This is a genomic window from Paenibacillus sp. FSL R7-0163 (assembly GCF_037969975.1).
In the GTDB taxonomy this organism is placed as follows: domain Bacteria; phylum Bacillota; class Bacilli; order Paenibacillales; family Paenibacillaceae; genus Paenibacillus_AQ; species Paenibacillus_AQ odorifer.
Genome location: NZ_CP150224.1, coordinates 5,820,834 through 5,833,256, shown reverse-complemented (window position 1 = coordinate 5,833,256; position 12,423 = coordinate 5,820,834). Strand labels below are relative to the sequence as shown.

The 12,423-nt window shown below is 46.7% G+C and carries 14 protein-coding genes; 10 read left to right on the top strand and 4 right to left on the bottom strand.

Translation table 11 applies throughout. The features are described from left to right. Nucleotides 1-12 precede the first annotated feature (12 nt). Entirely contained in the window at nucleotides 13-792 is a 780-nt protein-coding gene (locus tag NST45_RS25605; RefSeq protein ID WP_036687327.1) for an ABC transporter permease, read from the top strand. 45 nt (nucleotides 793-837) lie between these two features. On the opposite strand, the gene NST45_RS25600 is transcribed toward NST45_RS25605, so the two are convergent. Further along, complete coding sequence (locus NST45_RS25600; RefSeq protein ID WP_076127037.1) at nucleotides 838-1,605, bottom strand: hypothetical protein; 768 nt, start codon at nucleotides 1,603-1,605, stop codon at nucleotides 838-840. Between the two features lie 279 nt (nucleotides 1,606-1,884). Here NST45_RS25600 and NST45_RS25595 point away from each other — a divergent pair, with 279 nt between their 5' ends. The 7 genes from NST45_RS25595 (at nucleotide 1,885) to NST45_RS25565 (ending at nucleotide 7,451) form a co-directional block, all read left to right on the top strand. Next, nucleotides 1,885-2,997 (top strand): extracellular solute-binding protein, encoded by a 1,113-nt coding sequence (locus tag NST45_RS25595; RefSeq protein ID WP_339824156.1) that lies wholly within the window; start codon nucleotides 1,885-1,887, stop codon nucleotides 2,995-2,997. A gap of 91 nt (nucleotides 2,998-3,088) precedes the next feature. Beyond that, nucleotides 3,089-4,009 carry an ABC transporter permease subunit gene (locus NST45_RS25590; protein ID WP_248549155.1) on the top strand — a complete coding sequence of 307 codons (921 nt, stop codon included), beginning with the start codon at nucleotides 3,089-3,091 and terminating at the stop codon, nucleotides 4,007-4,009. After that, on the top strand, nucleotides 4,006-4,809 hold the full coding sequence (locus tag NST45_RS25585; RefSeq protein WP_339824154.1) for an ABC transporter permease subunit: 804 nt from the start codon (nucleotides 4,006-4,008) through the stop codon (nucleotides 4,807-4,809). The genes NST45_RS25590 and NST45_RS25585 overlap by 4 nt, the downstream gene beginning before the upstream one ends. Further along, nucleotides 4,806-5,849: an ABC transporter ATP-binding protein gene (locus NST45_RS25580; protein ID WP_076127045.1), complete on the top strand. Its 1,044-nt coding sequence runs from the start codon at nucleotides 4,806-4,808 to the stop codon at nucleotides 5,847-5,849. The genes NST45_RS25585 and NST45_RS25580 overlap by 4 nt, the downstream gene beginning before the upstream one ends. A gap of 4 nt (nucleotides 5,850-5,853) precedes the next feature. Then, nucleotides 5,854-6,729, top strand: coding sequence for an alkaline phosphatase family protein (locus tag NST45_RS25575; RefSeq protein WP_081387133.1), 876 nt, complete (start codon nucleotides 5,854-5,856; stop codon nucleotides 6,727-6,729). A 57-nt stretch (nucleotides 6,730-6,786) separates the two neighbouring features. Next, on the top strand, nucleotides 6,787-7,104 hold the full coding sequence (locus tag NST45_RS25570) for a hypothetical protein (RefSeq protein WP_036687337.1): 318 nt from the start codon (nucleotides 6,787-6,789) through the stop codon (nucleotides 7,102-7,104). A 110-nt stretch (nucleotides 7,105-7,214) separates the two neighbouring features. After that, complete coding sequence (locus tag NST45_RS25565; protein ID WP_036687339.1) at nucleotides 7,215-7,451, top strand: hypothetical protein; 237 nt, start codon at nucleotides 7,215-7,217, stop codon at nucleotides 7,449-7,451. 108 nt (nucleotides 7,452-7,559) lie between these two features. On the opposite strand, the gene NST45_RS25560 is transcribed toward NST45_RS25565, so the two are convergent. Genes NST45_RS25560 through NST45_RS25550 form a run of 3 tightly spaced genes read right to left on the bottom strand, consistent with a single transcriptional unit; the run spans nucleotide 7,560 to nucleotide 10,919 of the window. Beyond that, on the bottom strand, nucleotides 7,560-8,639 hold the full coding sequence (locus NST45_RS25560) for a mannose-1-phosphate guanylyltransferase (protein WP_036687341.1): 1,080 nt from the start codon (nucleotides 8,637-8,639) through the stop codon (nucleotides 7,560-7,562). Next, nucleotides 8,632-9,738, bottom strand: a complete 1,107-nt coding sequence (locus NST45_RS25555; RefSeq protein WP_052096719.1) for a glycosyl transferase — start codon at nucleotides 9,736-9,738, stop codon at nucleotides 8,632-8,634. Before NST45_RS25555 ends, NST45_RS25560 begins: the two co-directional genes overlap by 8 nt. Continuing rightward, nucleotides 9,738-10,919 (bottom strand): glycosyltransferase family 4 protein, encoded by a 1,182-nt coding sequence (locus tag NST45_RS25550; protein ID WP_036687342.1) that lies wholly within the window; start codon nucleotides 10,917-10,919, stop codon nucleotides 9,738-9,740. Before NST45_RS25550 ends, NST45_RS25555 begins: the two co-directional genes overlap by 1 nt. A gap of 216 nt (nucleotides 10,920-11,135) precedes the next feature. Between NST45_RS25550 and NST45_RS25545 the strand changes: the two genes are divergently transcribed. After that, the gene (locus NST45_RS25545) at nucleotides 11,136-11,432 is read left to right on the top strand and encodes a helix-turn-helix transcriptional regulator (RefSeq protein WP_051491502.1); all 297 of its coding nucleotides are present in this window, start codon (nucleotides 11,136-11,138) and stop codon (nucleotides 11,430-11,432) included. Further along, nucleotides 11,398-12,342 (top strand): DUF1861 family protein, encoded by a 945-nt coding sequence (locus NST45_RS25540; RefSeq protein ID WP_038568279.1) that lies wholly within the window; start codon nucleotides 11,398-11,400, stop codon nucleotides 12,340-12,342. Before NST45_RS25545 ends, NST45_RS25540 begins: the two co-directional genes overlap by 35 nt. Nucleotides 12,343-12,423: the final 81 nt, after the last annotated feature.

The following is a 12,423-nucleotide window of genomic DNA, read 5'->3' as shown; positions in this document are numbered from 1 at the left end:
AGGGTGAGACAGATGAGGAAATGGGTGGAGAAGAAGTGGGTTTCCGTAACCCTTCTATGGATTACCGCGCTCTGCGTCTGGCAGCTTGGAGCTGTAATCTATGGCCCCGATGTGATCCCCGGACCATGGAGTACACTTAAAGGCGGACGGGAGCTGCTGGAAGACGGAACCTTGCTGCAATATATCGGAATTAGCTTTTACCGGGTGCTCATTGGTTGGGTACTCGGCAGTTTACTGGCGATTCCCGTAGGACTAATCATTGGGAAGGTGAACTTGATCCGTATTTTTGCGGAGCCTTTCCTGAACTTTATCCGTTTTATCCCGCCGATTGCATTCATTACTTTGTTCCTAGTATGGTTTGGTATTGGGGAGCAGTCGAAGATTGCGTTAATTATGTACGCTACCTTTTTTATCGTGGTGCTGAATACTTTAACCGGTGTGATGTCCGTGGAAGAGGACAAAATCCGCTCAGCCCGCAGTATGGGCGCCAGTGAGTGGCAAATTCTGATTCATGTGGTCGTTCCGGCGACGATCCCTTATATTTTTACGGGTATCCGGTTAGCGATGGGCACCTCATATATGGCGATTATCGGCGCGGAAATGATTGCTTCGAACGAAGGTGTAGGTTATCTGATCTGGAATTCCCGGTTGTTTTTCCGTACGGATTGGATCTTTGTCGGGTTATTCTGCCTTGGCTTTATGGGCTTCTTTACGGATCGGCTTTTTGGCTGGTTCGGTAAGAAGGTGCTTTACAGATACGGCGTTGTCAGTGTGGCAGCGCGTAGGCGGTAGTTATATTCATACATGTAAAACTGCCTGGAAATGTCGGGCAGTTTTTTACTTGGACTGAAGTTTATACGAATATTTTTTGTCATTGTAATTAAATTGGATGGAATCCAGTGATGAGGGATTAAGAGAATAATCATTTATTTTTTCTTTGTTGCCAGTCAGAAGATTATAAATATAAACTTCGTAACTATAGCTACCATCTGCATTTCCAGGAAGTATGGAAACCGATAGATAAAGTTTTTCTTTTTCATCAACTGCATAACTATAAAATTTACCTCCAGATGAATGGAATTGAGCAATTTCTTTATTAGATGTTGGATCGTCTACTTTCATCACCCAAGCTTGTTCTCGTATCGGCTGAGCTCCATCAGTGAAAATGGAAAAGGTATGATAGAGGATATAATCATCTAATCCAAAAACGCCGCTAACCACCAGAACAGCATCGCCATCATTTAAAGGTAACGTCAATAGCTTCTTGGACTTTTCTACAGCTAGTGATTTTTCATTAGGAGAACTTAAATAGAAAGTGAATGGCTCTGTTGGAAAATAAAATGGATTTGCTTCTGTTCCAGGGGCAATGTTCATTTTTGGGGCTGGCAACCATACGATACCGGCAGAGGTTTTGACAGCGTAGTTGTATTGTTCTGTATTCTGATCACGTAATGGGAGGGTGTAAAGATCACTGTTTATTTGAATGATTTTATTACTTGTATCTGGCGTGTTATTTTTAGGAGGAGTAGCTGCATTGTTGCAAGCTGAGATAAGCAAAGTACATAGAAATAAACCTGTTACCATCTGAATTTTTGTAAACAGCATTTTTCAAGCTCCTCTGAGGGTCATTTCTTATTATGAATAAATACTACTATACATCAGTAAAGTTCTATTTTAGTGTAATTAATGTAATTATTTTCATAAAAACATTTCTAAGGGAAACGGCGGTCATCTAAAAAAGACGACAGGTCGTTTCTTTTTATTTACAAATATTCCTATTCTCCTTAATGCCGCGAAAATAGTACACGCCTATACTGCAATTGGGTGCCTAACAGTTGGAGCATAAAGAGCCCGCAAATAAGAAATAGGAGTGAAGGGGAAATCATGAAAAAAGGGATCAACAATCAATTATCGATGGGTCTAATGTTATCCTTGCTCGTCCTGTTGCTTGCTGCTTGTGGAAATTCGGCCAAGGCTGAAGAAACAACGAATGGAAAGGCTGGCACCAAAGAATTAAGTCTGACTGAGATCGAGAGTAAAGCTAAAGAAGAGGGCAGTATCATCAGTGTAGGAATGCCGGATTCCTGGGCGAACTGGAAAGATACATGGAGTGATATGAACAGTAAGTATGGTCTTACACATTCGGATACCGATATGTCGAGCGCGGAGGAAATTGCCAAGTTTGATGCGGAAAAAGACAAACCAACGGCGGACATCGGAGATGTGGGGATTGCGTTTGGATCGGTTGCCGTTGATAAAGGGGTAACCCAGCCTTATAAAACATCCTACTGGGATGAAATCCCCGATTGGGCTAAGGATAAGGACGGGAATTGGATCGTCGGCTATCAAGGCACCATTTCTTTTCTGACTAACACTAAGCTCGTGGCGAATCCACCGAAGAGCTGGGAAGATCTGAAGAACGGTAACTACAAAATCATCGTTGGTGATGTAACCAAGGCTGCTCAAGCACAGATGGCTGTATTGGCCGCAGCGATGGCCTTTGGTGGCGACGAGTCGAACATTGAACCGGGGATTGCTTTTTTCGAGGATTTAGCTAAAAAAGGACGTCTCTCCAATGCAGAAGCTTCCCTTGCCAACATCGAAAAAGGGGAAGTAGAAGTTACCCTGCTGTGGGATTTCAACGCTTTGAACTATAGAGACCAGATCAACAAAGATGGCTTCGCGGTAGCCATTCCGAAGGAAGGCAGTGTCGTGAGCGGGTATGCCACGATCATCAACAAATATGCGCCGCATCCTAATGCGGCGAAGCTTACCCGCCAATACATTCTTAGCGATGAAGGACAGATTAATCTTGCCAAAGGTTACGCTCGTCCGATCCGTGACAGTGTAACGTTGCCGGATGATGTTGCAGCTAAGCTGCTGCCAAAAGAAGAATATGTTAACGCTAAGCCTGTTGGTGATTACAAGGTATGGGAAGAGACGGCAAAAACCATTCCTCAATTGTGGCAGGAACGTGTGCTTGTACATTTGAATTAGTATTCATTTCTCCCCAAAAAAGAAGCAGGGCGCCTTCGTCATGATGCCGTAAGGCGCCTTTGTTCTATTCCCGCGACAAGGAGCGAGTAAGATGAAACAAAGAAGCCGCGGTGTGATCCTGGCACTTATTCCATTTGCACTAATGGTGTTAGCCTTTCAACTGGTACCTATACTATCCATGCTGACGGGAAGCTTTCGCACAGCGGACGGAACGGGATTTACGTTAGGCAATTATCTGCATGCGTTGCAAAGTGCCTATTACATGCAGGCGATTAAGAACAGTCTGCTAATCTCCATAATCTCAAGTCTGATAGGGATCATTGTCGGGCTTTTTTGTGCTTATTGCATTACCCGGTTTACCCCGAGAGTACGCGATAGACTTCTGATGCTGTCGAATATGACCTCTAACTTCGCAGGTGTTCCGCTGGCTTTTGCTTATATCATTTTGCTCGGAAATAATGGGGTGTTTACACTCTTATTTAAACAGTGGGGCTGGAGTGTTTTTGCCGATTTTGATCTATATAGCTGGTCAGGTCTAATACTGGTGTATGTATACTTTCAGGTTCCGTTAGCCTTACTGCTTTTGTACCCGTCTTTTTACGGAATTCGTGAGCAGTGGAGAGAGGCAGCGTCCTTACTGGGGGCTGGGCCTTGGCAGTTCTGGAAAACGATAGGCCTGCCTATTCTAACTCCGGCGATCTTCGGCACACTTGGAATTCTTTTTGCTAATGCAATGGGGGCTTATGCCACGGCTTACGCATTGGTTGGCGGAAATTACAATCTGTTGGCGGTACGTATCGGTTCACTGGTTGCCGGAGATGTGGTTACACAGCCACAAATGGGGAGTACGCTTGCTGTTCTGCTTGGTCTGACTACGATTTTGGCGGTTTATCTGAACCATTTAATGGTGCGGCGTGCGGAGAGGTTCGGAACGAAAGCACTCAGTAAACCGGATGTGAAAATCAAAGCTTCCCGGCGTTTATGGACAGCTCGTGAGGAGGCAGGGCAATGAATATACGTAAAGCAGGCTTTGCTCCACGCACCTTCATGCTGCTGCTCATGGTGTATTTGCTGCTTCCTCTTTTGGCAACGGGTATTTATGCTTTTGCACAAGATTGGCAGAATACCTTGCTGCCCCGAGCTTGGACGCTGAGTTGGTTTGGGGAAATGTTTGAGGATATTCGCTTTCTGGAGGCGCTTTGGACCTCGCTTTATTTATGCCTGATCAGCGTGGTGCTGAGTCTAGCCGTGATGCTGCCAGCTGTTTTTGTCATCACCCTCTATTTTCCGCGTTGGGAGAGCTTTATGAAAGGTATTGTTGTTTTGCCTTATGCGGTGCCTGGTGTTGTGGCTGCGGTAGGTCTTATTCGTACCTATTCCTCTGGTCCCTTTGATATCGCTGGAACAGCGTATTTATTAGTGGGGGCATATTTTGTGGTCATCCTTCCCTATATGTATCAGGGCATTCGCAATAGTCTGTTAACGGTTAATGCCGTTGAACTGCTGCATGCTGCGGAGCTGCTTGGTGCCCGCCGAAGAACGGCCTTCGTGAATGTGATTTTGCCTAATATATGGCCTGGGGTTATCGTCTCTACACTGTTATCATTTTCAGTTCTATTCGGCGAATTTGTCCTTACGAACATGTTAGTTGGCGGACATATTCAGACGATTCAGGTATATCTATATCAAAGGGTTGGTGAAAGTGGACATTTAGCCAGCGCGATTGCGATCTCTTATTTTCTGTTTATTCTAATTCTTTCGATGGTACTCATGAAGCTCGGTAAAAAGATGGGAGGGGGCGTTAAGGGATGAATGATTATCTAAAGCTGCAGGGTGTACGCAAAATGTTTGGGAATACCTGTGTGTTAGACAATGTTGATTTGGAGATCCGTGAAGGTGAACTTGTGACACTGCTAGGCCCCTCCGGTTGTGGAAAAAGCACATTGCTACGCTGCATAGCCGGTCTTTCAGAGCTGGATGGCGGCAGAATTCTTTTGGAAAATAAAGATCTGGGAAGTTTGCCGCCCCGTAAGCGCGAGGTAGGAATGGTGTTTCAGTCTTATGCCTTGTTCCCTAATCTGACGGTGAGCCAAAATATTGAGTATGGAATGAAAATGCGGGGGTTATCGAAATCAGCCCGCCATCATCGCTGCGCGGAATTGTTGGCATTGGTCGATCTGGAGGATAAACGGGATGTATATCCGCAGTCCCTCTCCGGTGGACAGCAGCAGCGGGTAGCGCTAGCTCGTTCTCTAGCGGTGCAGCCCAAAGTATTGCTGCTGGATGAACCCTTAAGCGCACTAGATGCTAAGATACGCAAGAATTTACGTGCAGAAATTCGTGATATCCAAAAAAGGTTTAACATGACGACACTATTCGTGACACATGATCAGGAGGAAGCGCTGATTCTTTCTGACCGCATCTGTATTATGAACGGTGGCCGGATTGTGCAGGATGGCACACCTGAGGGGTTGTACTCCGCACCACGAACAGAGTTCGTTGCCCGGTTTATGGGCAGTTACAATGTATTGACCCGATCAGAAGTGATGACGTTGTTCCGGGGGATAGATAGCACGCAGGACCGCTTTGCTATTCGGCCTGAGGCGGTTACGCTGCTGCATGAGGGCGCGGGACTTCACGAGGTTGCTGCCGGAGTGCAACTGGTGGATGGCATCATTAAATCTGTCTCCGTGTTGGGCAATATTATTAGGTGTACGGTAGAGGTGGAAGACATTTGCTTAACGGTTGATCTTTTAAATGACGGACGCTGGCTGAGGCTGGTGGAAGGGGCTAACGTCACCTTGGCTCTGAACCCTTCTGAGCTGCTGCATCTGGAACGAGAGGGAGCGTAATAAGATGACTGAAATGAACAATAAACTTATTGTGGTAGTGTTGGACGGACTTAGATATGAGGCCGCACGTGAATATATGGGGTATATGGAGCATTTGGTGGAGCAGGGGAAAATATCATGTCACCGAGTGAAGTCGGAATTGCCTAGTCTGTCACGCCCGCTTTATGAAGTGCTTTTGACGGGGACACCTGTGACCAAAAATGGAATTACGGCTAACCATATTGTGAGACCAAGCCATGAAGAGAGCGTATTCCATCTGGCAGTGGCCGCTAATTTGCGCACAGCTGCTGTCGCCTATCATTGGGTCAGTGAGCTTTATAATTCGGCCCCTTTTGATCCGCTGGCTGATCGCCATCAGCACAATGTGATGAAGCCCATTCAGCATGGCAGCTTTTATTTCGAGGATCACTATCCCGACAGTCATGTGTTTGCCGACGCTGTGTATTTACGGAGTGCCTATGATCCGCATTTCCTATACATTCACTCCATGAATATAGATGACGCCGGGCATCGTTATGGCGGCGAGAGTAAAGAATATGAGCTTTCAGTGCGTAATGCCGACGGTCTGCTGGCCACTGTTTTGCCTATTTGGATGGAACAGGGCTATAAGATTATGATTACGGCAGATCACGGAATGAACGCAAATGGGTACCACGGCGGGATAACCCCTTCCGAGCGAAATGTGCCATTATATACGTTTGGGGTAGATGTATTATCTTCAGAAAAAGAGGAAGAAATGCTGCCACAGCTGCGAATGGCTCCTTTAATGTGCCACTGTTTGGGGCTGGCCCCTTCAGCAGCAATGAGTAAGGAGGGCTTGCCTCCACTTGTGCAGAAGCAATCTCATGACAAAGTGGAAGAACCTTTGCCGTTGGTATGAAATAAAATAATTAGCACGAGAAAAATCATATATTTTACCCAATTAGGAGGTTGTCTATTGAGCGCTTCTAAAGCTATGAAATGGATTACGGGTTCCTGTGAAATTATTTTGGCAATTCCAATTCTGGGTGCTGCTATTGTTATTGGCACGGGGTATTCCGTTCTGGGGTTGATGTTTATCCTACATGTGATTACATTGATTTTATCTTCAAGAGACCGTGAGTCTATCTACGGTTCAGTGCTAGGAATTATAACTTCTTTATTGGCATGGATTCCTTTTGTGGGCTGGTTCTTGCACTTAATTACTGGGATTCTGTTGATGGTGAGTGGAGGACAGAAGTCCCGTTATCCGTCGAACCATATCTATCCACAATGATGTAAAATGACTTCAATACAGCCCAATTCGGACGTTTGTCCGGTTGGGCTGTATTCATGTTATAATGAGGGCACATTTTAGCAGTAAGCACAGAGAGGAGGCGCATCCATATGGAAATAACCGCACAAGAAGTAGCAGAATGGATGGTGAAGGAGATTCGTTTTACGGGTACCTTGCATCAGACGGCGGCGATTGAATATGTGAAAGAGAATTTTGGAGAACAATTTGTATTTGTGAATGAGAACGGCAATGCCTCACTCTCCAAAGAAGTGAAGAAAGCTTTCCGGAAACTCCATGGCGGGAGAATTGCTTGGGATCGAGACGGGTTCTTGTGGGCTTGGACCTAGGTTTGGCGCTTAAAAAACATTTATAAACTGTTCAACTTCTTATATAATGAGATGAAAAACGGACCATGCATGTACTGCAATGGCCCGTCTTTTTGCATTCTTTGTTAGTTAGATATATTCTGTCATTCCCTGTTCCTTTAGAAGCTCCACGATATCTTTGACTGACTGCGCTTTGTCCTTGGGACAGATTAATAGTGCATCCCCAGTATCCGCAATGATGAACCCGTCTACACCAATGGTCGTGATCAGTCTGCCATTTCCATAGATGATTGAATTATGGGTATCTATCCCCACATGATTTGCTTTTATAATGTTGCCTGCATCATCCGGAGGGAAGATTGAACCCAGTGCATCCCAGCTGCCAATATCATTCCAGCCAAACTGCCCGGAAAGCACGACAACTTCATCAGAGCGTTCTAAAATGCCGTAATCAATCGAAATATTCTGAAGCGTTGGATAGATGGCATTAATAACTTCCTCTTCCTGATCTGTACCCAAACAATCACTGATGGGCAGCATGGTTTTGTAGAGTCGAGGTAGATAACGTTTGAAATTATCAATAATGACAGAGGTCTGCCAAATAAAAATCCCACTATTCCATAGATAATTACCGGATGCCAGATAACTCTGTGCATTCTGAAAGTTTGGTTTCTCTACAAATTCATCTACATCATATACAGCCACTGGGCTTGTCGCAATTGGCGTCTTATCAAAGGCAATATAGCCGTAGCCAGTAGATGGGAAAGTAGGCTTGATTCCGATGGTTACTATTTTGTCTGACTCCATGGCAACAGTACAGGCTTCGTCTAGTGTAAGACGGAATTGTTCCTCATCCGTTATATAGTGATCGGAAGGCAGGACGACCATTAAGGAATTGCCATGAGATTTCTCTATAGATAATGCTGCAAAAAGAATGCTAGCGGCTGTATTTCGCGCCACAGGTTCAATTAGAATATTAGCTTTGAGAACGCTGCTGTGCATAATACTCTCCAACAATACTGCTTGGGTACGATTAGTAACGATAACTGTATTCTCCTGAGGAATAATCCCTTTGAAGCGTTCAATCGTATCGTTTAGCATAATGTCGTTGCCACTAATATTCAGCAGCTGCTTTGGGATTTCTTGTCTGGACAGGGGCCAAAACCGTGTTCCGCCCCCGCCGGCTAGGATCGTAGCATATTTATTCATGATGCATCACCAACCGGGCAATTGTGAAGGATATAATGCTCTCCGAGCCTTGGTTCAGGTTGAGCCCCGCGGCATGGATGCCGTCATAACAAGCACCAGTCTGCGGATCGATCAGAGGGATTCCCAAGGAATTATGCCCTAGATACCAGTTGTAGCATAATTCTGCTTGCGTAAGATAGGCGGGGTCCTCAAGAACAACAGCTGCTTCCCGGCAGGCCAGCAGCATCTCGCAGGCTTCAATGGGCTGTTCATCATAGGGTGCAGCCAGCCCATCACGCAGCAGCCAGCCATGGCTGCCGATCGGTTTATAGTAGCCTTTGCTGGAGAAGGTGGTTGAAGCTAGGAAATCCAGGCTTTCCTTGGCGGTCTCCCGCAGGTTTTTATTCCCGGAGATTAGGTAGGCCCGAAGCAGAGCCCAGGGCAGCATGGAATTGCCATAAGTGATGCTGTCCTCGAACCAATTCCAGCCGTGCCCCTTATAGCGGGTATATTGATTATGCAGCCGAACCGCAATATTTTCGATCAGACTCTCAATGGTTGCCCTTGGCAGAAAGGCGGCTTCTTCGGTCGTGTTTTCAGTATGCGGGTATGGAAAAGCATAACCTAATGGGCCGGGTGCTTCGGTAAGATAACTTAAGCCGATGATGGCATAGGCTCCGGCCCGAGGTGAGCCCAAGGCTTCCAGATGCGGCAGTGCCTGATTGATCAAATACCGGCAGGTATTCATCAGGTTGTCAGGCAGGGAAGCTGCATGCGACAAGGCGAACCCTAGTGCCCACAAGGTACGTCCCTGGCAATCTTCAGAACCTTTATCCTCTATAAAGGAGCGGTTATAATCCATGAAATTGCGAAAATTGCCGTCCGCTGTCTGGGAATGATAGATAAAAGAGATATACGTATGAATGAGATCGAGTGCCACGGCATCCCGGGAATTCTCGTACATTAAGACCGCAGCAATCAGGGCGCGGGCATTATCATCGGTAGTGTAGCCCTTTGAACGGTCCGGAACCCCAAACTTGGTATGCTGAAAGATTCCTGTATCGTCCGTGATTCTGCGCATATAGCCTGGTTTAGACTGTACTGTGGTGGAGGTTTCCATTAAATCACGCTCCGATCAGCTGACGCCGAGCTCTGGATATGGCTGTGGAACAAGGCGGCATAGATTTTGGCGATTTCGTTCCAGCGCATAGTGAGCCCGAGCTTCAACGTGCGGTCTTCCATCGTTTGCACCAGAGCAGGGCTGTTCAGCAAGCGCAAAATGCAGGCTTCCAAGGAAGCAGAATCATGAAAATCAGCCAGTAGACCGCGGCCTTCTGCCAGCATTTCCTGGGCGTAGCGGTAAGGGGTCGACACGATGACCCGGCCATAACCGACTCCGTAGGCCAGGGTGCCGCTGACGGCCTGATCCTTACCCAGATAAGGAGTCACATAGATATCTGACATGACCAAGGACTCTATTACTTCTTCTTGGGTCAGCAACTTATCGACGAATTGGACATTGTCCTGCAAGTCAAACATTTCTACGAGGTCCGTCAGTTTCTGGCGGTAAACTTCCCCGGATTCCAGCTTGACGACCGGATGGGTCTTGCCCCAGACAATGTAAAGTGCTTCGGGATGGCGCTTGACCACGCCGCGCATGGCTTCGATGCTGTATTCAATCCCTTTGCCGGGACTGAGGAAGCCGAAGGTGGAGAGGATCTTGCGGTCTGGATAACCGTATTGTGCTTTAAGGCTGGTGCGTGAGGCTGTGCTAACTTGAGGGACACCGTGATGGATGAATGTGATTTTGGAAACTGGGATCTCATAAATAGTAGATAAATCGGTAAGGGTTGATTCTGCCATCGTCACGACCTGCACGCTACGCTCGGCCAGACATCGGATGATCTGATGCTGCTTAGGGGAGGGCTTGGTCAACACTGTGTGAAAAACAACAACATACGGAATGTTCAAACGTTCGACAAAGGGGAGCAGGTATTCACCGCTTTCTCCGCCGTAGATGCCAAATTCATGTTGGATGACCAACAAATCGGTATCAGAATTGTTGAGGAAATCGGCCGTATCTATATAATCTGCGTAATTATGCTGGTCGATCTGCCGTATTACCTGCTGATCGTAAGCGTAGGTTTCATTGTTGTTTATGGCAATAATCCGGGGCGGGTTAAAGCCGGGAAGGTGGATAAGTTCATCTAGCAGATCCTGTGTGAACGTGGCGATACCGCACTCTCGCGGCAGACTGGTTCCCAGGAACACGATGTTGTGATTACGGACTGTATTTTTCATTCAAAGAGCCTCCCTAATGGTCTTGCGATTGGTCTGGATACAAAAAAAGAAAATAAAGAAGACTCTATTTTCTGAATAGGGAAAGGTATTTGGTTTTCTAAAATTAGAAATGTTGCAAATTATTTCCTAATCCAACTGTAACATGACCGTTTTATCTTGTCAATTCGATTGACGCCTTGGGGTTAGTACGGATATATTATTGGAGGAGGTGTATGAATGCCAGTCATACGCAGTAAACTGAGTGAGGTCATGGAGAGGCATGATCCGAAATTATCGATCCGCAAGCTTGCTAAAGAGATCAATTACCATTTTGATTCGGTACGCCGAATGTATAAGAATGAGATGGTGCAGTATCCAAGGGATCTGTTGCTAAAATTATGTGTATACTTTAATGTCCAGCCCGGCGAGCTGATTGCCATGGATGCGGAAGACAACGATTGGGTGATCGATCGTTCAAATGATTATGAGGAGGACGGCGATGACAAGGAACCCGGCACAGACAGCCACCTGTAAGCAGCTTCTGGATACATATCATGCCGGACGCGGTACAACCACTGTAAATAAATTGACGTTCACCGGTGTTGGGCACCGGGATGTCTATAATATAACCGCCCCGTTTATGTATAACGGGGAAGAGGTACTAATGGGAAGAGTTGAGGAACGGGACAGTGAGTTCTCTCAAGTCTTCTTTTTTACATGCCATGATGGGGTTTGGAGACCTCGTGCGCATACGCATACGTACAATTTACAGGACCCGTGCTGGACCCGGATCAGGGGGGAACTTATTGTGGGCGGGGTGGAAGTGATTACGGCAGCGGATGATCCGCATCGGATTATCTCCTGGGTGACCCAGTTCTACCGGGGTTATCACATCGATTCTTTGACCCACTTTTCTTCAGGCCCCGGCACGATGAAGGATATCCGGCTTATCGAGCTTGATAATGGCAGTGTAGGCGTATTTACCCGGCCGCAGGGCGAACGGGGTGGGCGAGGGCAGATTGGGTTCACAGTGATTCCTTCGCTGGACGAACTGAATGAGCAGACCTTCATTGATGCCGAGGTGCTACAGGATCAATTCGTGCCCGAAGAGTGGGGTGGAGCCAATGAAGCTCATCTGCTGCGGGGTGGGAAGGTGGGCGTGTTGGGCCACATTGCTTGCTTCGATAGCGCCGGAAACAAACACTATTATGCCATGGCTTTTTCGCTGAATCCTGAGACTTATAAGGCAACTCCGGTCAAAATAATAGCAGTCCGCAGTGATTTTCCGGCGGGCCCGGGCAAGCGCAAAGAACTGGAGGATGTCATCTTCAGCGGTGGCTTGAAACGTCTTGGAGGAGGCCGGGCGGTATTGTCTGTAGGGGTGAGTGACGCAGAAGCGTATCAGATTGAGATCGCGGACCCGTTTGACGAATATGAATCCTAGCGTTCTTTCAGTTGGTTTGACTAGATTATATGGTCATGTTACACTTAGTGTGACAAGAATTTATGGTCAAAGAGAGCGGGA